The 20,944-nt window shown below is 61.1% G+C and carries 20 protein-coding genes and 1 pseudogene; 20 read left to right on the plus strand and 1 reads right to left on the minus strand.

The annotated features are described in order from the left end of the window. The 20 genes and pseudogenes from A6723_RS11435 (at position 1) to A6723_RS11525 (ending at position 20,118) form a co-directional block, all read left to right on the plus strand. Positions 1-1,494, plus strand: coding sequence for a hypothetical protein (locus tag A6723_RS11435; RefSeq protein ID WP_054908752.1), 1,494 nt, complete (start codon positions 1-3; stop codon positions 1,492-1,494). A 4-nt stretch (positions 1,495-1,498) separates the two neighbouring features. Next, positions 1,499-2,893: a DUF4055 domain-containing protein gene (locus A6723_RS11440; protein WP_054908751.1), complete on the plus strand. Its 1,395-nt coding sequence runs from the start codon at positions 1,499-1,501 to the stop codon at positions 2,891-2,893. Further along, complete coding sequence (locus A6723_RS11445) at positions 2,880-3,968, plus strand: minor capsid protein (RefSeq protein WP_054908750.1); 1,089 nt, start codon at positions 2,880-2,882, stop codon at positions 3,966-3,968. The genes A6723_RS11440 and A6723_RS11445 overlap by 14 nt, the downstream gene beginning before the upstream one ends. A gap of 9 nt (positions 3,969-3,977) precedes the next feature. Beyond that, positions 3,978-4,253 carry a hypothetical protein gene (locus tag A6723_RS11450; RefSeq protein ID WP_054908749.1) on the plus strand — a complete coding sequence of 92 codons (276 nt, stop codon included), beginning with the start codon at positions 3,978-3,980 and terminating at the stop codon, positions 4,251-4,253. 111 nt (positions 4,254-4,364) lie between these two features. After that, positions 4,365-5,123 (plus strand): hypothetical protein, encoded by a 759-nt coding sequence (locus tag A6723_RS11455; protein ID WP_054908748.1) that lies wholly within the window; start codon positions 4,365-4,367, stop codon positions 5,121-5,123. A gap of 19 nt (positions 5,124-5,142) precedes the next feature. Further along, positions 5,143-6,135, plus strand: a complete 993-nt coding sequence (locus tag A6723_RS11460; protein ID WP_054908747.1) for a major capsid protein — start codon at positions 5,143-5,145, stop codon at positions 6,133-6,135. A gap of 44 nt (positions 6,136-6,179) precedes the next feature. Next, complete coding sequence (locus A6723_RS11465) at positions 6,180-7,133, plus strand: hypothetical protein (protein ID WP_064979679.1); 954 nt, start codon at positions 6,180-6,182, stop codon at positions 7,131-7,133. A 2-nt stretch (positions 7,134-7,135) separates the two neighbouring features. After that, entirely contained in the window at positions 7,136-7,633 is a 498-nt protein-coding gene (locus A6723_RS11470) for a DnaT-like ssDNA-binding protein (RefSeq protein ID WP_054908745.1), read from the plus strand. Next, positions 7,630-8,013: a hypothetical protein gene (locus tag A6723_RS11475; RefSeq protein WP_054908744.1), complete on the plus strand. Its 384-nt coding sequence runs from the start codon at positions 7,630-7,632 to the stop codon at positions 8,011-8,013. The genes A6723_RS11470 and A6723_RS11475 overlap by 4 nt, the downstream gene beginning before the upstream one ends. After that, positions 8,013-8,408 carry a hypothetical protein gene (locus A6723_RS11480; RefSeq protein ID WP_064979682.1) on the plus strand — a complete coding sequence of 132 codons (396 nt, stop codon included), beginning with the start codon at positions 8,013-8,015 and terminating at the stop codon, positions 8,406-8,408. The genes A6723_RS11475 and A6723_RS11480 overlap by 1 nt, the downstream gene beginning before the upstream one ends. A 3-nt stretch (positions 8,409-8,411) precedes the next feature. Continuing rightward, complete coding sequence (locus A6723_RS11485) at positions 8,412-8,831, plus strand: phage tail terminator-like protein (RefSeq protein ID WP_054908741.1); 420 nt, start codon at positions 8,412-8,414, stop codon at positions 8,829-8,831. Positions 8,832-8,834: 3 nt separating this feature from the next. Next, positions 8,835-9,980 (plus strand): phage tail tube protein, encoded by a 1,146-nt coding sequence (locus A6723_RS11490; RefSeq protein ID WP_054908740.1) that lies wholly within the window; start codon positions 8,835-8,837, stop codon positions 9,978-9,980. Between the two features lie 45 nt (positions 9,981-10,025). Then, positions 10,026-10,430, plus strand: coding sequence for a hypothetical protein (locus A6723_RS11495; protein ID WP_054908739.1), 405 nt, complete (start codon positions 10,026-10,028; stop codon positions 10,428-10,430). Positions 10,431-10,709: 279 nt separating this feature from the next. After that, positions 10,710-13,175, plus strand: coding sequence for a tape measure protein (locus tag A6723_RS11500; protein ID WP_054908738.1), 2,466 nt, complete (start codon positions 10,710-10,712; stop codon positions 13,173-13,175). Then, positions 13,175-14,041: a DUF2460 domain-containing protein gene (locus tag A6723_RS11505; RefSeq protein WP_054908737.1), complete on the plus strand. Its 867-nt coding sequence runs from the start codon at positions 13,175-13,177 to the stop codon at positions 14,039-14,041. The genes A6723_RS11500 and A6723_RS11505 overlap by 1 nt, the downstream gene beginning before the upstream one ends. A 40-nt stretch (positions 14,042-14,081) precedes the next feature. Next, a pseudogene (gene zipA / locus A6723_RS31720) lies at positions 14,082-14,198 on the plus strand (cell division protein ZipA); the annotation flags it as partial. A gap of 301 nt (positions 14,199-14,499) precedes the next feature. Then, the gene (locus tag A6723_RS11510; protein ID WP_054908736.1) at positions 14,500-15,393 is read left to right on the plus strand and encodes a DUF2163 domain-containing protein; all 894 of its coding nucleotides are present in this window, start codon (positions 14,500-14,502) and stop codon (positions 15,391-15,393) included. Continuing rightward, positions 15,390-15,821, plus strand: coding sequence for an NlpC/P60 family protein (locus A6723_RS11515; RefSeq protein ID WP_054908735.1), 432 nt, complete (start codon positions 15,390-15,392; stop codon positions 15,819-15,821). Before A6723_RS11510 ends, A6723_RS11515 begins: the two co-directional genes overlap by 4 nt. Further along, positions 15,818-18,913, plus strand: coding sequence for a phage tail protein (locus tag A6723_RS11520; RefSeq protein WP_064979683.1), 3,096 nt, complete (start codon positions 15,818-15,820; stop codon positions 18,911-18,913). Before A6723_RS11515 ends, A6723_RS11520 begins: the two co-directional genes overlap by 4 nt. Next, a complete protein-coding gene (locus A6723_RS11525) occupies positions 18,910-20,118 on the plus strand; it encodes a DUF2793 domain-containing protein (RefSeq protein WP_054908733.1) in 1,209 nt (402 codons plus the stop codon). The genes A6723_RS11520 and A6723_RS11525 overlap by 4 nt, the downstream gene beginning before the upstream one ends. 75 nt (positions 20,119-20,193) lie before the next feature. Here the strand turns inward: A6723_RS11525 and A6723_RS31225 are convergent, their stop codons facing one another. After that, positions 20,194-20,925, minus strand: a complete 732-nt coding sequence (locus A6723_RS31225) for a hypothetical protein (RefSeq protein WP_175405544.1) — start codon at positions 20,923-20,925, stop codon at positions 20,194-20,196. Positions 20,926-20,944: the final 19 nt, after the last annotated feature.

Here is a 20,944-nt window from a genome sequence, read left to right on the forward strand (position 1 = left end):
ATGAAGCCCGAGCACTTGAAGCTGCTCAGGGACAAGCAATGGCGCCTGAACAACCTCTACTTCATCACGGACCGGCACGGTAAGAAGGTCAGGTTCCGGATGACGCCGGAGCAGCTCGATTACTTCGAGGGGCTGCACACCCGGAACATCATCCTGAAGGCCCGCCAGCTGGGCTTCACGACTGAGCAGTGCATCATCCAACTGGATGCGGCGCTGTTCGAGTCGGCCAAGTGCGCGCTGATCGCTCACACGCTGAACGACGCCAAGCGTCTGTTCCGCGAGAAGGTGAAGTACGCCTACGACCACCTGCCCGAGCAGATCAGGAAAGCGAACCCAGCCAGGAACGACGCGGCTGGTGAGTTGGTGTTCGCCAAGGGCGGTTCGCTTTACGTCAGCACCTCCTTTCGCGGCGGTACACTGCGTTACCTGCACGTCTCCGAGTTCGGGAAGATCTGCGCCAAGTACCCTGACAAGGCCAGGGAGATCGTCACTGGCGCCTTCGAGGCAGTGGCTGCTGATTGCGTCGTCACCATCGAGTCGACGGCGGAAGGACGGGCTGGCTACTTCTTCGACTTCAGCCAGGCGGCCGAGAGGCAGAAGATCACCGGCGCGCCGCTGGGCAAGCTGGATTGGAAGTTCTTCTTCTTCCCCTGGTGGCGGAGCCCTGAGTATCAGGTTGAGCCGCTATCGCCGGCACCGCAGCGCCTGCAGGATTATTTCAAGGAGCTTGAGGCCAAGCACGGCATCAAACTGAGCGAAGGCCAGAAGGCCTGGTACGCCGCCAAGGAGAGAACCCTCGGCGACGACATGAAACGGGAATACCCGTCGACGCCGGCCGAGGCGTTCCAGCAGTCGGTAGAGGGCGCCTACTACGCCAAGCAGTTCTCGAAGCTCTACGAGAAGCAGCGCATCGGCGAGCTTCCCGACAACAGTCACCAGGTGGTTCACACCTTCTGGGACATCGGTGTCGGCGACTCCACCGCGATCTGGTTCGTACGTGAGGTCGGCGAAGAGTTTCATGCCGTCGACTACTACGAGAACAGCGGCGAGGGGTTGAGGCACTACCTCAAGATCCTCCGCGACAAGGCCAGGGGCCGCGGCTACGCATATGGCGAGCACTGGGGTCCGCACGATATCGACAACCGAGAATTCGGCAGCGACGGCAAGACACGCCGAGAACTGGCGAAGGAAGGCTACGAGATCGACGGCCAGCGGTACGCCATCAAGTTCAACGTGGTGCCGAAGCTGGGTGTCGACGAGGGCATCGAGCAGGTCCGCGAGATTCTTCCGCGCTGCGCCTTCGACGAGGCCATGTGCGAAGAGGGTCTGAACGCCCTGGAGAACTACCGCAAGGAGTGGGACGAGAAGCACGGGTGCTGGAAGGACAAGCCCCTGCATGACTGGTCATCCCACGGATCAGACGCATTCCGGTACTTCGCAGTGGCGAAGACCAAGCGCATTCGCAAAGCAACCTCCGAGCCCCTAAGGATGTAACCCAATGAGCGATGATCCGAGCATCGTCAGCCCCGACGTGCAGAAGATGCGTGCCCATTGGGCCATCGTCAGTCCGCTGATGGGCGGGACTGGGGCGATGCGTGTTGCTGGTGAGGAATTGCTGCCGCGCTGGCCAGCCGAGGACTCCGAGTCCTACAAGTGCCGCCTGCTGTCGTCCACGCTGCTGCCTGCTTACTCGGAAACCGTGATGAACATGGGCAGCCGGGTATTCGCCGAGCCGATCCACCTGATGGATGACGTCCCTGCGCGCCTGCGCGAGTACTGGCAGGACATCGATCAGCAGGGCAACAACGGCACAGTGTTCGGCCGCGGCTGGTTCGAGGACGCCCTGGCCAAGTCGATCAGCTTTGTCTACGTCGACTACCCGCAGAGCCCGGCGAACGAATCGGAAGGCGAAACCATCGTCACCGAGGCGGACGTCATCACCACTGGCGCGCGACCATACGCTATCCACATCCGGCCTGAGCAGGTCCTGGGCTGGAAGGAGTCCGGCGGCCAGCTCCTGCAGTTCCGCTACGAGGAATGCGTTTACGAGGATGAGGGCGCTTTCGGCCAGAAGGCTGTCGCGCAGATACGCGTGCTCGAGCCAGGTAGCTGGGCCATCTACCGGCACGCCGGGAAGGATGGCTGGTACGTCCACGACAGCGGCCCCTCCAGCCTCAGCTACATCCCGATCGTGCCGTTCTACACCAAGCGCACCGGATTCCTCACCGGTAAACCGCCGCTGATGGAGCTGGCTTATCTGAACGTCAAGCACTGGCAGAGCCAGAGCGACCAGGACACGATCCTGCACTACGCCAGGGTGCCGATTCTGTTCGGCGCAGGCTTCGAGGAAGATCACGCCATCGTCATCGGTGGTGGCACGCTGGCCAAGAACGACAACCCGGAAGCCAAACTCTCCTACGTGGAGCACGGCGGCAAGGCCATCGAGGCGGGCCGCGACTCCCTGAAGGACATGATCGAGGAGATGCGCATTGCCGGCGCCAAGCTCCTGCGTCTGGAGAATGCCGCGCCGAAGACCGCCGAGCAGGCCCAGGAAGACGCCGCAATCGAAATGTCGCCGCTGCAGATGATGTCCGGCCAGTTCGAGGACGCTTACGCCCAGGTCCTCCAGATCATGGCGGACTACATCGAAGAGACTGACGGCGGCCACGTTCAGGCGCGCGGTAACTTCGAGATCGATTACGCGCCGGAAGCGACCATGCCGACCCTGCTGAGCATGGCGTCCCAGGGCAAACTCTCCGACGAGACCCTGTTCGGCGAGTACCAGCGCCGAGGTGTGCTCTCCAGCGAACTGGATTGGGATTCGGAGAAGGAGCGCATCGAGTCGCAAGGCCCAGCGCTCGGCATGATGGGAGCCGGCGGTGGCAACGGTTAACGACAAGCTGGCAGACGCCGAGATCGCGCACGCGGTCAGCATGCAGCGGTTCAGCAATGGCGTGGTGCGGCGCATGATCGCGCTACTCAACAGAGTGGACAACGACCTCTATGCCAAGCTCATGGAAGCGATTGAGCAGATGTCGCCCGGTAGCTTTACGGTTCAGCGCCTGGACCAACTGCTTCAATCAGTGAAATCCCTGAACGCCCAGGCCTATCAAGCTCTCGGGCGTGAGCTCGATGAAGAGATGCAGGCCTACGTTGCGTACGAGGCTGACTACCAGCACAAGCTCTTTGTGAACACCATCCCTGAGCCAGTCCAGGTCGTTGTCCCGGTCAACACTGTGAACGCTCAGCAGGTCTACGCGGCGGCGATGGCCAGGCCATTCCAGGGCAAGCTGCTCTCGGAGTTCACCAAAGACCTCGAAGCGGACCGCATGACCCGCGTGCGGGATGCCGTTCGCACCGGATTTGTCGAAGGCGAGACGATTGACCAGATGGTCCGTCGGATTCGCGGCACTCGCACTGCCGGCTACGCAGACGGTCTGCTGGAGATTGACCGCCGGAACGCCGAGGCAATCGTCCGGACCTCGGTCAACCACCTGTCGAACTTCACCCGCCAGGCCTTCTACGCGGAGAACGACGACCTGGTGGATGAATGGCAATTCCTGGCCACGCTGGACGGCCGGACCACGATCACCTGCGCAAGCCTGTCGGGTAAGACCTTCCCGATCGGAAAAGGCCCGATGCCGCCGCGGCACATCAACTGTCGCAGCACTTCCACCCCTGTCATCAAGTCTTGGGAGGAACTGGGCCTTACCAAGGAAGAGATCGGCAAGGGCACCCAGGCGAGCATGGACGGGTATGTCGCTGACGACGTGACCTACAGCGACTGGCTGCGCGACAAGCCGGCTGCCTTCCAGGACGAAGTTCTTGGCCCGACCCGCGGGAAGCTCTTCCGCGACGGCAAGGTGGACATCGATAAGTTCACCAACGACAAGGGCAAGGTCTACACCCTGGACCAGCTGAAACAGCGCGACGAAGACCTCTTTGAGCGGGCGGGTGTTGCGGCGTAAGATCGCTGCATGACTGATCACCTTCGCCTAGTGCCCAAGCGTGAGCCGACCGAGAAGGAAAAGCTCATTCAGCGTCTGAAGAACGCCCCGAAGCCGGACGGGATGCTTTCCTGTCCGGAGTGCGGCGGCCGCAGCGCTGTTACGGTGGAGAACGGTGTTTTCGTGAAGAACGGGCGCCGGACCAAGGGGACTGTGATCCACCGAGACATCTGCGACGTCTGCAGGACCCTGAAAGGGCGGATCGTGAAGATGCGCACCGGCAAGGAAAAGCCTGAGATCGTCTGATCAAACCAGTTTCCAGAAGCCCGCCTAGTGCGGGCTTTTTCATTTCCAGCCTCGGCAATGCCGGGGCTTTTTTATGCGCCAAGGGCGCCAACAGTCCCAAGGGGATAACACATGTTCCAACTCAAGCAGCTGTTCATGCAGGAAGAAGGCGGCGAAGGCGGTAACGGTGGTGGCGGCCAAGGGCCAGAGATCACCCCGGAAATCCAGGCTCTGATCGATGCGCAGGTCAGCGCGGCAGTGGGCGGTCTCAAGACCAAGAACTCCGAGCTCCTGGGCAAGCTGAAAGAGCAGGGCGACAAGCTGAAGACCTTCGACGGCATCGACCCCGAGGCCGTGAAATCCATCCTGCAGCGCTTCTCGGACGACGAAGAAGCCGGGCTCATCGCAGCCGGCAAGATCGACGAAGTCCTGACCAAGCGCACTGAGCGCATGAAGTCCGGCTATGACCGCGATCTGCAGGCCGCCCGCGACGAGGCAACCCGTCATCAGTCCCGCACCGAGAAGTTCGCTTCCCGCGTGCTCAAGGGCGAGGTGATCGGCGCCGCCACCGACGCAGGCGTCCACAAGTTCGCCATGGAGGACGCCATGCTGGCTGCTTCGCGCGACTTCGAGCTGGACGATGAGGGTAACCCCATCGCCAAAGAAGGTCGCTTCGGCAAAGACGGCAAGCCGCTGACCCTCAAGGAGTGGTTCGCGGAGATGAAAGAGACTCGCCCGCACTGGTTCCCTGCCAACGGCAGTGGCAGCGGCGCCGGCGGCACTGGTAGCGACGTTCGGCCGGGCACCCCGCGGTCCAAGATGACCGCCAAGCAGAAGGCCGAATACATCAGCAAAAACGGGAAAGACGCCTACCTGGCGCTTCCCGCCTAAGCCATTGGGAGAATGAATCATGGCCGCAGGCAAAGCTTCTGACTTCAAGGTCTATCAGGACCAGTTCCAGGCGGGCGTCATCGAGACCCTGACCCAGAACAGCAACGCGTTCAACGCGGCCTCGGCCGGCGCGATCGCCCTGTCCACCCTCAGCCGCCGCGGTGATTTCTCGCAGCAGGCGTTCTTCAAGAATGTCGCGAACCTGATCACCCGCCGCGACACCACCAGCACCTCGGCCGCCACCATCCTCGGCATGACCCAGGACGAGTGGGTCAGCGTCAAGCTGAACCGCAAGATCGGCCCGGTCGACCAGACCAAGGACGCCTTCCGCAAGATCATGGCCGGCCTGGCTGAAGATGAGATGTCCTTCATCCTCGGCGAGCAGGCAGCCAAGGCCATGCAGGTGGAAATGCTCAACTCCGCCCTGCGTGCCGGCCGCGCAGCCCTGAACGCCCAGGCTGCGGTGAAGTACACCATCCCCACCAACGGCACCCTCGGTACCGCTGGCCTGGTCTCCGGCCTGTCGAAGTTCGGCGACGCCGGCAGCCAGATCGTGTGCTGGGTCATGCACTCCAAGGCCTACTACGACCTGGTGCAGAACCAGATCACCTCCAACATCGACGGCGTGTCGAACTTCAACGTGGCCACCGGCACCCCGGTAACCCTGAACCGCCCGGTTCTGGTGACCGACTCCGACGCGCTGCTCGTGAACTCCGGCTCCGGCTCCACCGCTGTGACCGACTATTACACCCTCGGCCTCACCGCCGGCGGTCTGATCGTCGAGAACACCGAGGAAGAGGAGCTGGTCATCGAGAACGTGACCGGCAACGAAAACCTGATCACCCGCCTGCAGGGTGAGTTCGCCTACAACCTGGGCGTCCGCGGCTTCAAGTGGGACATCGCCAACGGCGCTGCCAACCCCACCGACACCGCTCTGGGTACCGGCACCAACTGGGACCCGAACCGCGATTCCTTCAAGGACTTCGCGGGCGTGGTCATCCAGAGCCGCTAAGGCCAGAAGCCCCTCTTCGGAGGGGCTTTCTTTTGGAGGTTGCAATGAAGATCGGTATCTACGCGCGGGACCACCAGGTTGCCGCAGTGGCCATGAAGCATGGCTTCGAACTGCAGGGCCAGCGCGCACTGTTCCGATCCCTGCCGGACTACGGGCATGGCTGCATCGAGGACTTCGACCTCGTTGTGATCGTTGGCCTGCGCGGCAAGGGCGCCGATGCGCTGCGTGACTACCAGGAGCGCGACGTGCCGGTCCTCGTGATCGACTACGGCTACCTGAGCCGCGCCACTGCTGACGATGCAGACGGCTATTGGCAGGTTGGCCTGGGCGGTCTGAACCAGATCCCCGAATTCGAATGCCCGAGCGACCGTTTCGAGGCGCTGGGGCTGGATATCCAGAAGCCCGTGAAGGGCGACGGCCCGGCTATCCTCTGCGCCCAGGTGGTTGGCGATGCCGCCCACCCGTTCGACACAGTGGAGAAGCTGGAAGCCTGGGTAGAAACCGTTGAGCACGACGAGTATCGCGCGCATCCGGTTGCCGGTGGTGAATCTGAGCCGCTGAGCGATGTTCTGGCACGCGCCGGCAAGATCATCACCTGGAACAGCAACGTCGGCCATGATGCTCTTCTCGCCGGAGTTCCGGTGGAAGCCCATGGCCCGGCGCCTTACGCTGGCGTTGCAGTCGATGCCAGTGAGGCCTACTTCGCCCGCGTCGCCTACGGTCAATGGACGGTGCCGGAGATGGAGGATGGCCACGCCGCCGCCTTCGTACTCGAAAAGCTGCTCGGCCAGCCTGCTGCTGTTGCTCCGGTTGAGGAGGTCACGAACACTCTGACCGAGACCGAGACCGAGACCGAGACCGAGACCGAGACCGAGCAGGCGCTGACTGTGGTCCAGAAGGGCCGCGGCAACTACTCCGTCGTCCGTGCGGATGGCTCTGTCGTCGCCGAAGGCCTGAAGAAGGCTGCCGCTGACGCCATGGCGAAAGGTAAAGCCTGACCATGGCCCTCGTCATTGAAACTGGCGGCGGCCTGCCTGATGCCGATTCCTTCGCCACCGTTGATGAACTGGTGCAGTTCGCCAGTGACTACGGCTGGACCATCCCGGATGACACCGCCGCGCGCGAAGCGATCCTGCGCCGCGCTGGCGTGGCCATGTGGGCGATGGAGTGGGTAGGCACCCAGCTTCATGACGAGCAGGGCTTGCCCTGGCCGCGTTACTACACCGTCCGTCGTGGATTCATGGCGGATGGCGCTTCACTGCCTCGCAACATCAAGATGGGACAGATGGCGCTGGCCTGCGAAATCCACCAGGACGACATTGACCCGCCCGAGGCCCGCACTGGTGCTGTCACCGAGGAGCGCGTAGAGGGCGCCGTCGACGTCAAGTACGGCGCCATCAGCGGCTACAAGGCCAAGGCTGCCGCAGGGCGTCAGTCCGATGGCTTCTTCGCCAAGTACACCTTCGGTCCTTACAACGGCCGCCTGGTGCGCGCATGAGCGCCTTCTACGACCGAATGGCTGCGACGGCCCTGCGCCTGATCAGCCGTTTCGGGTCGGAGCAGACCCTGCGCGACGTCACCGCAGGCGTATATGACGATGTGAGCGGTACGTGGACCACGCCGCCGACTGACATTAGCCAGCCGGCCCAGCTCCTGCTGCTGGACTACACCCTGCAGGAATCCGGCCAGCAGTACGCCGAAGGCTCCGAGATTCGCCAGGGCGACAAGAAGATCATCATCGCCGCCAGGGGGCTGGCTTGGGCGCCTGCGCTTACCACCCGCATCGACGTCGACGGCGTGCTCTGGCAGGTTGTGAACGTCAAGGAAGCGAACCCCGCCGGCACTCCGCTTGTGTACTTCTGCCAGGGGCGCAAGTGATGAGCTTCACCAGCGACATGGACAGCGCGGTCCGGAAGATCATCGACGCCCAGGACAAGATCGCCAGGGCAGCGACCATCGACTTCTTCAGCGGCACGGTGAAAGACACCCCTGTCGACACAGGCCGCGCCCGCGGCAACTGGGTGACGACCACTGACAAGCCGGCCCAGGGCGAGATCAACCGCGAGGATAAGTCGGGATCGGCCGCCATTTCAGAAATCGTTGCCAAGACTCCGGAAGGGGCAGGGCAGGAGACATTCATGTCGAACTCGCTCCCCTACATCGACAAGCTCGAGTACGGCAGCAGCAAGCAAGCCCCGAACGGCATGGTGCGCCGCAACTTGGCGCGCGTGCAGCGCATCGTCGACACCGCCATCGCCAAGTTTCGAGTCTGACCAATGTCTGAAATCAAGATCAACGCCGCCCTGGTGTCAGGGCTGACGGCGGCTGCGCTCGGCATCCCTACTGCCAATGAAGGGAAGAGCTTCACCCCGCCGTCGCCGTCACTGCCTTGGGCGGCCTGGTTCAACCTGCCGGCCAGCACCGACCCTTCGAGCCTCGGTGTGGGCGGCATGGATGAAACCGTCGGCCTCTTCCAGGTCGACCTGAACTACCCGATGAACGACGGCACCGGGAACATCCTCGCCGCCGTGCAGAAGCTGCGCGACTACTTCGTTGCCGGCCGGCGCCTGGTCTACCAGACCCAATGCGTCCACATCGACCGCGTCACCCGCAACAACCTCCGGCCCGTCGACGGCTGGCAGCAGATCAACGTCTCCATCTACTACAGCGCCAACACCATCCGCCCGGAGGTATAACCCATGGCCTGCTTCGCCAACGGCTCTGCCGTCAAGCTCTACTACGTCCTCGAGGGCGCGACCAAGACCGCCGCTACGATCAGCGCGACCGCGTCGGACTCCAGTTACAACGACTCCGGCAATGGCTTCCTGACTGCAGGCTTGGGCGTCGGGCAGATCATCACCGTCTCCGGGTTCGCCAACGCGGCGAACAACGGCAAACGCAAGATCGCCACCGCCGCAGCCGGCAAGATCACCGTCACCAACGTCGACGGCTCGGCCGTCACCCTGGTGGACGCAGCGGCCAGCCCGTCGATCACCATCGTCATGGAAGGCTCGATCCCGGGTAACCCCCAGTTCAAGCCGATCCGCTTCGTCACCGAAGGCCTCAGCCCGAACATCAACCAGATCGAGTCGGCCGAGATCAACCAGGCCCGGCAGCGCGCGCCGAGCCGCGGCGGTAACTACAGCGTCCAGGGCGAGATCGCCGCCGAGGTGAGCTTCGGCAGTTTCGACGACCTGATCGAGGCGGCACTTCAGGGAACCTGGACCGGTGACGTGCTGATCGTTGGCTCGACCGAGCGCTCCTTCGCCATCCTCGAGCGTCACTCCGACATCGGCGCCGACTACATCTACCGCGGCTGCCGCGTGAACACCATGAACATCGCGGCCCCGCTGGGCGACAAGGCCGGTATTACCTTTGGGATGATCGGCACCAAAGCCGAGCCCTACACCATCCCCGGCGGCGCCACATTCATGGCCGCAACCACCAGCGACATGATGGTCACCACCAACGGCTCCTTCACCGAAGGCGGCCAGGTGATCGCCTATGCCACGGAGTGGAACCTGAGTCTCGATAACGGCATGGAGGCCGCCTTCTCGCTGTTCCAGCGCGAGGCCTACTGCGTCACCAACGGCATCGCTGCCGTCACCGGCACCATGAACGCCTACCTCAAGGACGGCTCCCTGTGGGCCAAGGTGCTGAACGAGACCGAAACCAGCCACATCGTTGTGCTGGAAGAGGGTACCGATAGCTACACCATAGAGTTGCCGAAGGTTCGCTATACCCAAGGCCAGAAGCAGGTCAGCGGTCCTGGTGCGGTGATCCCGCAGTACACCTACTCGGCCGGCTACGACGGCACCACCACCCTTCGCATCACCCGCAGCTAATCAAGCGGCCCCTCTTCGGAGGGGCTTCTTGTGTCTGGAGAGACCATGCGCAAAGAAGACTTCTACACGAAGCCGAACGCCGACAAGGGCGTGAAGATGCAACTGATGCAGGCCGACGGCAGCCCTTCGGAGCATTGGCTGATGGTACGGGGCATCGACTCCGACGCCTTCCGTAAGGTGAAGTTCGAAGGATCGCGTACCATGCGTGACCTGCCCGCCAACGCCAGCGACTGGGACCGCGCTGCTGCTCGGGATGAGGCCGTCATGAACAGCCTCGTCTCCCTGGTGGCCGACTGGTCGTTCGACGAACCCTGCACGCCTGAAGCAGTGCGTGAATTCCTCTCCAACGCGCCTATCGTCGCGGATGCTGTTGATAGCGCGGCAGCGGACCGCTCCCGTTTTTTCGGGATCGCCTCGGAGCCCTCGAGCGACACGCCGAAGCAGAGCTAAAGCTCCTAAAGCGCGCTCCGGGCTCGAAGCGCACGACTCGTGAACACCTGGAACAGATCGCCAGAGTCATCGGCGAGCAGCCCCCAGAGCTCCAGACGCCTCCAATCCCAGATGAACTCGCCTACCTGCTGGGCGTTTTCTTCCAGATCCGCCGGTCACCCGACCCTCTCACCTACACCGAACTGCGCAACTGGTCGCTGATGACCCATCAGGAGCTAGAGCCCCTGGAGGTCGAAGCGATCATGCGTCTCGACGCCATCGCCACCAAGGTCCGACACAATGACTGAATACGCCCGCCTGGTCCTGTCGGTCGACTCTACGTCGGCGAAGAAGGCCACCGACGAGCTGCGCATCATGATCGATGTGACGGCGAAGGCGGATAAGTCGAACCAAGAACTCACGAAGTCGACCAACGGGCTGGGCAAGGCGTTCGGCGCCCTGGCTGCAGCTATCAGCGTGCGGGCGATCATCGCGGCATCGGACCAGTACGGCCAGATGGCCGCGCGAATCAGGATGGCGACCTCATCGACGGAGGAGTACACCAAGGTCCAGGACCGCCTGCTGCAGACCGCAAACGCCACCTATCGTCCGCTGAACGAGGCCCAAGAGGTCTACATCCGGACGGCCGACGCCATTCGCACGCTGGGTTACAACACCGACGACGCCCTGGATATCACGGACAGCTTCAGCTTCCTGCTGGTGACCAACGCCGCGTCGGCAGACAAGGCGTCATCGGCCATCGATGCCTACTCCAAGGCCATCCAGACCGGAAAGGTTGAATCGGACGGCTGGCAGTCGATCCTGGCGGCGATGCCGACCATCGTGAATGACCTGGCGGCAGCCACCGGGCGTTCGACGGCTGACATCCGCAAGCTCGGCATTGAAGGGAAGCTGAGCCTGGCGGCCCTGAACGAAGCGCTTCGGCAGTCGCGGGACAGCAACGAAGAGCTAGCAGCGTCTATGGAGACGTCTGTTGCGGACTCCACGACTGCGCTTTCGAACTCCTTCCAGGTGTTCGTCGGCAAGGTCAACGAGACCTCAAAAGCATCTGCAATCCTGACGGGCAACATTGGCGAGCTTGCAGAGACTCTTCAGGATCCGAAGACAATCCGTGCTGCGCAGGAGCTTGCTGCTGGCGTTGTCACGGTATTCAACAACATCGCGAAAGGCGTCCGTGAGGCTATTTCAGTCGTCCAATGGTTTGGTGCTGAGGTGGCCTATCAAGCCAACGGTGGGCGCGCTGCGGCCGATGATATCGTGCGCCTGAACGACCAGCTTATTCGGCAGCAGGGCGAATTGGCTGAGCAAGAGAAGGCGCTGGCAAACCTTCGGACGATTGATCCCAATGCGAAAGAGTCGCCTCAGATGGCGAAACTGCGCGAGGAGATCAAAGGCGTTCAGGCGCTTCTCAAACTGAACGACGAACTTATGTCCGCGCGCTCCAATAATGGCGCCGCCGCTCCTCCTCCAAAGACGCCTCCGGAGGAAAAGCCAAAGATTGATGCCGAGGCGCCACCAGCCCCGCCAAAGCCGAGAGGTTCAGCGCTAACTGACGAGCAGCGCTCAGCCAAACAGCTTGCCTCTGCGTACAAAAACGTTGAGCAGAGCCTGGCTCAGCAGGTCGCCCTGTTCGGGCAGACGACGGAGGTCGCGCGAGTCCGCTACCAGTTGGAAAACGGCGAACTCTCCAAGCTCAACGCCCAGCAGAAGCAGCACCTGCTCGACCTCGCCACCGAACTGGACGCGAAGCAGGACCTGGTGGATCAGGACAACGTTCGTCTCGCGATCCTGCAGGAGACAGGACAGCTCCAGGCCGCTAACGACATGCAGTTCGAGCTCGACTACGCGAAGAAGATCGCGCAGTACGAGACGCAGGGCAACGTGGCTGCTCTGCAGCGTCTCGAAACCCTGAAGCAGATCCGCGATGTTGCCAGCAAGTCGGATGTTGAAAAGGGCACCGTTGAGGGCGTCACCAAGGCCCCGAAAGTCGGGAATCTGGACGCCAGCGTCGGTGGCGCCAACAGCGAAATGACCCGCCTGGATGAGGAAGCCAGAGAACTCGAAATCTGGCGGACGACTGAACTGGAGAAGCAGAAAGCTTTCCTCGACGCCAAAGCTATCAATGAGGAGACCTATGCCACCCGGGTGAATTCGATCAACCAGCAAGGTCGAGATGGTCAAGCGAAAATTGATCAGGCGAAAAACCAGGCGCTCCTTGAGAGTAGCGAGCAATTCTTCGGGCAAATGGCGACCCTGAGTCAGTCCGGGAACAAGCGCCTGGGTGCAATAGGCAAGGCTGCAGCCATCGCGCAGGCCACAATTTCCGGCTTTACGGCGATCCAGAATGCGTTGGCGGTTCCGCCTTACCCGGTGGGTGTAGCGCTGGCCATTTCGGCCGGCGTGATGACCGCGGCGAACATCGCCAGCATCGCGGGCGTTGGCTTCAAGACTGGTGGCTATACCGGCGATGGCGGAGTGAACGATGTCGCTGGCGTGGTCCACGGGAAGGAGTTCGTCTTCGACGCAGCAGCGGTTTCACGGATCGGTGTGGACAACCTCGAGGCCATTCGCCGTGGTCAAAGCCCTGACCCATCCAGTCCTGGCCAAACCTTCAATCAGCAGCGCTCGACGACCGTGAACATCAACCTCAACGGCGCCAACGATTCCAAGGGAATGCGCGAGTCGACCGCGCGCATGGGCCGCCGAGTCGTCAGCGCAGTCACCAAAGCCAACAGGTACGCATGATGAGCCAGTTCCTGGAAGAGCGCCTGGCAGAGAACATCGACTATGGCAGCGGGTTCGGCTCGAGCTATGCGGCGGAGACGGTGGTCACGGCAGGCGGTAACGAGTACCGGGCGCTGAAGCACCCGTACATCAAGGCATCCATGACGATCGAGTTCGAGCGCCAGACGAACTTCATCATCAGCGAGATCGTAGACCTCAACAACCGCGCCGGCGGCACCTATCGGGGCTTCCGGGTCATGCACCCGGCCGACTACTCCACCAATAACTACCGCGGCGATCCGACTGCATTCGACCAGCCGATGGTCCTAGTGAATCCGACGGTGCCTGGCGTGTACCAGTTGATGCGCTGGTACGGCGATAGTTCGGATGCCTCGTGCATCCGCCGGCGGATCAGGAAGCCGGTGGCTGGCACCGTGAAGGTAGGGGTTCACGGTGCCGTCTTCCCGGCAGCCCAGTGGAGCGTCGACAACACAACCGGCATCGTGACCATGGCGGCGAACAAGACCGGCGTGATCACGAACATCACCAAGGGCTCTACGACGACCATCACGGTCGCAAACAGCATGGCCGTTGGCGAGTCGGTGCTGATCGCCAATGTGGTTGGGATGACTCAAATTAACGGGATGCGCTCGCCGATCACTGCTCGAAGCGCAGGGTCGATTACCGTGGCCGTCAACTCCACCGGGTTCAGCGATTACACCAGCGGCGGAGTCGTGAATACCGCTCCGCAGGCCGGAGAATTGGTAACCACTGGATGTGAGTTCGACATTCCGATGCGTTTCACCGACGACCTCAGCAGCCGCTTCTCCAACTGGGACACGATCGACGCCGGGAATATCGACGTCATTGAGATCTTCAACCCATAACGGCACATACACTAGCGAGACGCTATTGGCGCACTAACAGGATCTCAATGGAGAGACGAAGGCCGAGCAGCGCAGCGTGATGACCGCGCAGACCATCAAGCATTACCGTCAGCGCATCATCGACTTCGAGCGGCGCGCCCTGACCCAGAAGCGCTAACCTTTCCCCACCTGAAAAGCAAAAGCCCCGGGCGCTCGCAACGCCCAGGGCTTTCTGTTTCAACCCCATGACTATCCCATGAGGAGAACTTGGTTGGATTCTAGCAAGATCATACGAGAGGTGCGAATGATGGCGGACAAGCTGCCGGCCCTGAGATTTTGGGGCATTTGGCTGATTCTCCTCATCGCCGCTGCAGGTTATGCGGCAGGCAATATCCCCTGGGACAAAATCCTCTAACCAACTCGCATCACCTTCCGGCAAAAAGCCCGCCCAGTGCGGGCTTTGTCGTATCTGGAGTTCTATGAAGCCACACGTTGCCGACTGGCCGACGAAGGTTCACTGCGCCCGAATTGTGGCGCGCGACGGCACAACCGTCAGGATAACGGAGTATCCAGTTGACCTCGTCATGAGTAATGGCCAGGTCTATCGCTGTGACACGGGGTACGAGTTCACTGGCTTCGACGATCAGTCGAATCTCGCTTCAGGCAGTTTCGACCTGACCGGCATCCTGGATCACGGTATTACTCGCGATCAGCTCGGCAGTGGCGTGTTCGACAACGCACGGATCTATGCCTTTGCCACCAGTTGGAAGGCACCGATTGAGGACGAGGAGGCTCTAGCTCTTGGCTTCCTTGGTAAGGTCACGATCAATGACAACACCTACAGAACAGAGGTGATGTCGGCTGCTGATGTGCTGAGTCAGGAGGTCGGAAGAATCTATAGCCCGCAGTGCCAGTGGACGTTGTTTGACGGGCACCTCGGGCCGACTGGAGACCAGATCATTGCCTCCACACGTAGCAGATGCACAGGCCCGCGTTCTGCTCCGGATGGTCCGAGCATTACGGCTTTCAAGGTGAGCGGCAGCGTTACTTCAGTTACCAGCCAGTACCAGTTCCAGAGCGTTGCACGCACTGAAGCCGACGATTGGTTCACTGCTGGAGAGGTTCTGTTCACCAGCGGTCAGAATGCCGGCTTGCAGCCTCTGAAGATCAAGCGCAGTACCGCCGGCGGTCAGTTCTATCTGCATGGCGGCGCGTACTACTTGCCGCAGGTCGGTGATACCTACGTGATGATTCCCGGCTGCCGCAAGCGTTTGGACGATTGCCGCGACAAGTTCGGCAACGTGATCAACTTCGGCGGCCAGCCACACGTTCCGAGCACTTCCGAGTACACCCAAGTTGGGCGTGGTTCATGAAGCGATCCGAGATCGTCGACGTAGCCATGGCGACCCTGCGCACGCCGTTCATGCACCAGGGGCGGATTGCCGGTTTGGCGCTGGATTGTGTAGGGCTCTACATCCACATCTGTGGAGTTCTAGGTCTGGAGTGCATCGACACGACTGGCTACGCGCGCGACCCCTACGACGGAACGCTCGAGCGTGAGCTTGACCGCCAGCCTTGCCTTGAGCGGATCAATCCGGCGGAAGCGAACGCTGGCGACCTGCTTGCTATGCGCATCAGCAAGGCCCCCCAGCACATCGCCATTCATGCCGGGTTCATCGGCGGCGAGCCCTACATCATCCATTCCAGCGAGGAGGCTGGCCATGTCTGCCACCACCGCGTGGACTCGACCTGGCGCCATCGCATCCTCATGGCATACCGCTTTAAAGGGGTCGAGGAATGAGTCTCAGTGCCCAGATCTTCGGTCGCGACAGCGGCATCTTCAAGTTCAATAACATCATGCTGGGCGGCGGCCCAGGCATCATCGACAGCCTCTACCGCAAGCTGTTCCCCGAAGCGAAGACCCCGTCGCCGACGATCCCGACCGTCCAGGACAGCGCCTACGGCAACCCGATCCCGCGCTTCTACGGCATGGTTGGCACGTCCGGTAACGTCATCTGGCTGAAGGGCGGAAAGTTAGATGTCGTCGTCAAGAAGAAAAAGAGCGGCGGCAAAGGCGGCAGCTCAAGTGCCTCGCAGACGACCTACAAGTACTACGCGACCTTCGCTCTGTCGCTGGGTGAGGGACCAATCGCTGGCGTGCGCCGCATTTGGTGCGGCGACAAGCTCATCTACAACGCGGGCAGTGACGATTTGGAAACCATGGTCGCCAGCAATAACGCGGCGAAGGGCTGGAAGCTTTACCGCGGCACCGACAGCCAGATGCCGGACCCTGATATTCAGGCTGACAAGGGCGTGGCAAATACACCTGCCTATCGCGGTCTTGCCTACATCAAGTTCAAGAAGTTCGCCCTCAAGGACTATGGTGATTCGCTGGCCGGCAGCCAGTTCAAGGTCGAGGTTGTTTCATCGACCAATATCGATCAGCGCATCATCCGCCAGGCAACCCTGACTGTTCCTGTCCCTGGCCTGCTACCTAAGGTCGCGTATATATCCGCAGATCGCGTCGACTTCTGGGTGCCGGGCTGGGGCGGCGATTATCCACCGAACAGCTATGCCGATCGTTACACCTTCCGCCTGAACTCGCAGGGCTTTGAAGCGCGACAGATCATCAGTGGAATCCAGTCGCTCGATGTTCCGCCGTCGGGTACGAATGATCAGCAGCTGTTCTACAAGGACATCCGAGAAGTTTTCCCAAGCCTTGCAAATGGACCGTTATTTGGCCCTGCAGACCCTAGTTATCCGGATGGGCAGTATCAACAGGTAGGGAACTGGGCTGCAGTCATCATAAGGCCTCCGTCTCCGCGTTTTTACTTCGGGCAGAAGGGGTTCACCCCGATACAGATAACCGAAAACTCCTATGCCGTCGCGGTTGGCGAAGGGGTTGTGTACTCCTTTACGCCCTCTGGCGTAACGCAATACAACGGCCTTGGTACAGCGCTGGCCGCGAAGACGTTTGCTTTTACGATGACGGCGAACGCTAAGGCGGCAATATCGGATGGGAGTCTGTGGCTGTATACCGGCAGCACAACCAACAGGGTCTACCGGATCAGCCTTGACCTCTCTACCGTTGATTTGATCTTGACGCTTCCGACTGCGCCTTCGGCTGCCGACATCTCGGTGTATTTCTCTGACGCATTAATTGTGCGCGCCTGGCACCTGTCCACCGATCAGACGGCAACGGTTCAGTGGTACTCGCTGGGCATTGTCGATCCGCAGAAGATCAGCCTGGGCGATATCATTGAGGAGGAGTGCAGTCGCTCTGCACTGATCGGGCCGGGCGACATCGATGCCTCCTCGCTGACCCAACTCGTCACCGGCTACCGCATCGGTGGCGGTTCGATTCGGGACATCATCGAGCCATTGCGCGCGGCGTGGCCCTTCGATGCCAGGATGAATGGCTACAAGCTTCAGTTTGTACCGCGTGGCCAGCCTTCGGTTGTATCGATTCCATGGGGCGACCTGGCGGCCAGCGACTCGGACGAGATTGGTGACTCGCTGCCATACGATCGGGAAATGGATACCCAGTTGCCAGCCAAGGTGACTGCAAAAGGGATCAGCGCTACTCGTGAGTATGCAGATTCAAGCCAGACCTACGAGCGGATCGGGACTATGGCTGTCAACTCGCAGACCATCGACCTTGGGCTGGTGCTCAGTGACGACGAGCTCGCGCAGATCGCTACGATGGCCTGTGATAGCGCCTGGGATGAGCGGCAGCCGTTCACCCTGAACTTGCCACCGACCTACCAAGCGCTGCAGCCGGCGGACGTCGTGACGGCCAATTCGAAGTTCGGGATCTTCGACATCCGGTTGACCGAGGTATCAACAGGCGCCAATGGGATCGTTTCTGCCAAGGGCTTTCTCAACAGCGCGGCTACCTACGTCCGGACGGCTGTCGGCGCGCCGGCTCCAGGCCCTGACGGGACTGTCGGCAATGCCGGCGAAAGCCTTTGGGTTCCAATGGATATCCCGGTAGTGGATGACGCCCTCCAGAACGAGCCTGGTTTCGCTTCGGCGGCGGCCGGTTATTCGAATGGATGGCCCGGTGCTGTGGTGGTTCGCTCGGCAGATGGCGGCCAGACCTACACCGACATCCAGGGCTACAACGAGAAGGGCTCCATCGGTATTGCCAGGAATGCACTCACGGCAAACTCAGGCTTCCTGATTGACTACGTCTCGCAGCTCGCGGTGACCATGCTGGCGGGCCAGATGGAAAGCATAACCCGCGACCAGATGGTGCTTGGCCGCAACTACGCGGCCTATGGCGTCGATGGACGCTGGGAGATTGTTCGCTTCCAGACCGCAACCCTGCAGACCGATGGTTCCTACATCGTGACTGGGTTGGTGCGCGGCGATAAAGGAACGGAGTGGGCTACCGGTCTTCACCAGGTCGGCGACTACTTCGTCTTGCTGGAGGACCCGGATAACGCCTTCATCGGCATGGCGCAAGCCACGATCGGCGTCTCGATGATCTACAAGGCCGTGACCTCGGGCGGTGACATCGACTCGGCGCTCAGCCAGAGCTTCACCTACCGAGGCGTCAACCTGAAGCCACTGAGCCCAGTGCTGGCCAAGGGCTCGCGCGATGGCTCCGGAAACTTCTCCGGAACCTTCCATCGCCGTAGCCGGCTGTCCAGCAGTTGGTGGACCAATGGCATCGAAGCGCCCGTTGGCGAGGCCTCCGAGTCTTACCAGATCGACGTCATGTCCGGCGCCACAGTGAAAAGAACCATCAGCGTCACCTCGCGCGCCTGGACCTACTCGGCGACTGACCAGGTTACAGACTTCGGCTCCGCGCAAAGTGCCATCACCTTCCGTCTTTACATGATCTCCGCCGCAATCGGGCGGGGCTACCCATTGGAGGTCACTCTGTGACGACCCCGCACGCGAAACTTCTTGAGACCGCGAACGGCCAGGACAACGCTCTCAACGTGAACGAGGCGTTGGCCTGGATCGACGTCCTGCTCAAGACTCCGGTGATCAGTCGGACCCTGACCGCCGCGCCTGGCTCGCCGCTCGATGGCGCCTTCTACATCATGGCGTCGGCCTGGGCAGGGGTGACAGGAGCTGCTGCAAATGCCCTGGCGCTCTATCGCACGAGCTTGGGCTGGCAGGCCCGCACACCTGAAACCGGCTGGGTTGTGGAGGATGCCACTGACGGAAACCTCTATCGCTTCAGCGGTTCGGCGTGGGTTCTTCAGCCAAAGGGCATCTCCGGGGTCAGCAATAGCGGAAGTGGCGCTCAGGTGCTCGCCAGTATCGATGGGTCTCGTAACGTTGTCGCCCGGCGCCTTGTGGCGGGGACAAACGTCACCATCACCCAGAACACTGACGACATCACAATTTCTGCTTCTGGCGGCGGCGGCGGTGGCAGCGGTTCGGTGATCAACCAGACCGATTCGGCTTCGCTGCCGGCAGCCAGCACGGCCGGAAACGTCTCTCTGCTGACGGACAAGAACATCCTTGTCTTCGACTCAGGAACCTCCTGGTTGCCATGGGGGCCGGTAAACAAGCTTGTCGCCCCGCCGACCTCTGGTTGGTCGTGGGTGAACCAAGGCACGTCTGCCATCACGAGCAGCGCCTTCGACCAGGTACTGACGGGTGGGGCAGCAGGCGCCGGTGCGAATGTGGTGGCCAGGGTTCGCACTGCACCGGGTACGCCGTACACAATCACCACGCATTTAAAGGCGGTGATGGCCCACAAGGCCTTCCAGAGTTATGGGTTGTGCTTCCGCAATAGCACGAGCGGCGCTATGCATATCTTCGATGTGATCGCCAGTGATCTCGGCTTGACCACCGTTGCCATCCGCTCGACGAAGTTCAACTCGGGGACCTCCTTCAATGCCGATTACACGACGGTCAAGATTCCTCAGATGGCCAACTGGCTTCGCATCTCCGACAACGGCACCAATCGGATCTGCAGTATCAGTGAAGACGGGGTCAACTGGCTGGTGATTCACACCATCGGCCGGACTGATTTCATCACTGCTGACCAGGTTGGATTCGTCGTTGGCGTTGAGAACAGCGCCACCCCTAACTTCGCGCCGATCCTTCGCGTCATGAGCTGGGAGCAGACTTGATGCCAATCACCGAAGCGCAGCTCCTGCGCATCTACCCAAACGCCGGCCAGAGAGCTGGCGTTTTTGTTCCTGCGCTCAGGGCGACTTCCTGACGCTCTTGGGTAGATAAGATTCCCTGGATCGGCGCGGCTTGAGTCTGCTTGTTGTGGAAACCGCTAACTCCGCGGGTATCCCAGCATTGATGCGATAGTGAGCGGTGGTGAGATTTACGCCGAAATGTCGGCACGCATCGGCGATGCTCGAGAACTCAAGGCCTTCAACCACGATCTTCATAAGTCCTCGACGATTCTCTGCACCCTGTTGTGCGAATGTCGCCCACCTACAGTTTTCCGGCGAATAATCCATGTCTGGATCCAGGCGATCGATGCTGTATTTGCCGGGCGGCCTGGGCCCCATGTCCTCAAAGAAGGCGACGAAAGAGTTATTCCATCTGTCGCACACCTTGATTCCACGCCCACCCCAGTTCGGGTAGTCCTTGCACTTCACGTCATAACAGCGGCGCTTCATGCCGATCCATGTCCTGTACTCCACGGAAACTTTGCCTGGCCTCTTATGGCCGTGCTTCGTGACTTTCTCGGCGCGCTTCCTGACAAATTCAGGGTTGCTCCCCATGTGAGAAGACCATTCAGAGGCAAGGCAGCCACAAGAGCGTGTCGAGCCTCCCCGTAAATGGCTGCTGAGCGCTTTCGCCTGATTTCCGCAATCACATTGGCACAGCCATAGAGAGCCTCCGTTTTCTCCAGGCGATAGATAGCCAATCACTAAAAGACGCCCAAAGCGAAGCCCGGAAATATCAATCCGTCTCATATCATTCACCTTTGTGGGG

The sequence above is a fragment of the Pseudomonas sp. AU11447 genome (assembly GCF_001672555.2).
Classification (GTDB): Bacteria; Pseudomonadota; Gammaproteobacteria; order Pseudomonadales; family Pseudomonadaceae; genus Pseudomonas; species Pseudomonas nitroreducens.

Excerpts from the sequence above, each read along its gene's own strand:
- A6723_RS11435 (WP_054908752.1), top strand. The coding sequence starts at position 1 with ATGAAGCCCGAGCACTTGAAGCTGCTCAGGGACAAGCAATGGCGCCTG.
- A6723_RS11440 (WP_054908751.1), top strand. The coding sequence starts at position 1,499 with ATGAGCGATGATCCGAGCATCGTCAGCCCCGACGTGCAGAAGATGCGT.
- A6723_RS11450 (WP_054908749.1), top strand. The coding sequence starts at position 3,978 with ATGACTGATCACCTTCGCCTAGTGCCCAAGCGTGAGCCGACCGAGAAG.
- A6723_RS11455 (WP_054908748.1), top strand. The coding sequence starts at position 4,365 with ATGTTCCAACTCAAGCAGCTGTTCATGCAGGAAGAAGGCGGCGAAGGC.
- A6723_RS11460 (WP_054908747.1), top strand. The coding sequence starts at position 5,143 with ATGGCCGCAGGCAAAGCTTCTGACTTCAAGGTCTATCAGGACCAGTTC.
- A6723_RS11465 (WP_064979679.1), top strand. The coding sequence starts at position 6,180 with ATGAAGATCGGTATCTACGCGCGGGACCACCAGGTTGCCGCAGTGGCC.
- A6723_RS11470 (WP_054908745.1), top strand. The coding sequence starts at position 7,136 with ATGGCCCTCGTCATTGAAACTGGCGGCGGCCTGCCTGATGCCGATTCC.
- A6723_RS11475 (WP_054908744.1), top strand. The coding sequence starts at position 7,630 with ATGAGCGCCTTCTACGACCGAATGGCTGCGACGGCCCTGCGCCTGATC.
- A6723_RS11480 (WP_064979682.1), top strand. The coding sequence starts at position 8,013 with ATGAGCTTCACCAGCGACATGGACAGCGCGGTCCGGAAGATCATCGAC.
- A6723_RS11485 (WP_054908741.1), top strand. The coding sequence starts at position 8,412 with ATGTCTGAAATCAAGATCAACGCCGCCCTGGTGTCAGGGCTGACGGCG.
- A6723_RS11490 (WP_054908740.1), top strand. The coding sequence starts at position 8,835 with ATGGCCTGCTTCGCCAACGGCTCTGCCGTCAAGCTCTACTACGTCCTC.
- A6723_RS11495 (WP_054908739.1), top strand. The coding sequence starts at position 10,026 with ATGCGCAAAGAAGACTTCTACACGAAGCCGAACGCCGACAAGGGCGTG.
- A6723_RS11500 (WP_054908738.1), top strand. The coding sequence starts at position 10,710 with ATGACTGAATACGCCCGCCTGGTCCTGTCGGTCGACTCTACGTCGGCG.
- A6723_RS11505 (WP_054908737.1), top strand. The coding sequence starts at position 13,175 with ATGAGCCAGTTCCTGGAAGAGCGCCTGGCAGAGAACATCGACTATGGC.
- A6723_RS11510 (WP_054908736.1), top strand. The coding sequence starts at position 14,500 with ATGAAGCCACACGTTGCCGACTGGCCGACGAAGGTTCACTGCGCCCGA.
- A6723_RS11515 (WP_054908735.1), top strand. The coding sequence starts at position 15,390 with ATGAAGCGATCCGAGATCGTCGACGTAGCCATGGCGACCCTGCGCACG.
- A6723_RS11520 (WP_064979683.1), top strand. The coding sequence starts at position 15,818 with ATGAGTCTCAGTGCCCAGATCTTCGGTCGCGACAGCGGCATCTTCAAG.
- A6723_RS31225 (WP_175405544.1), bottom strand. The coding sequence starts at position 20,925 with ATGAGACGGATTGATATTTCCGGGCTTCGCTTTGGGCGTCTTTTAGTG.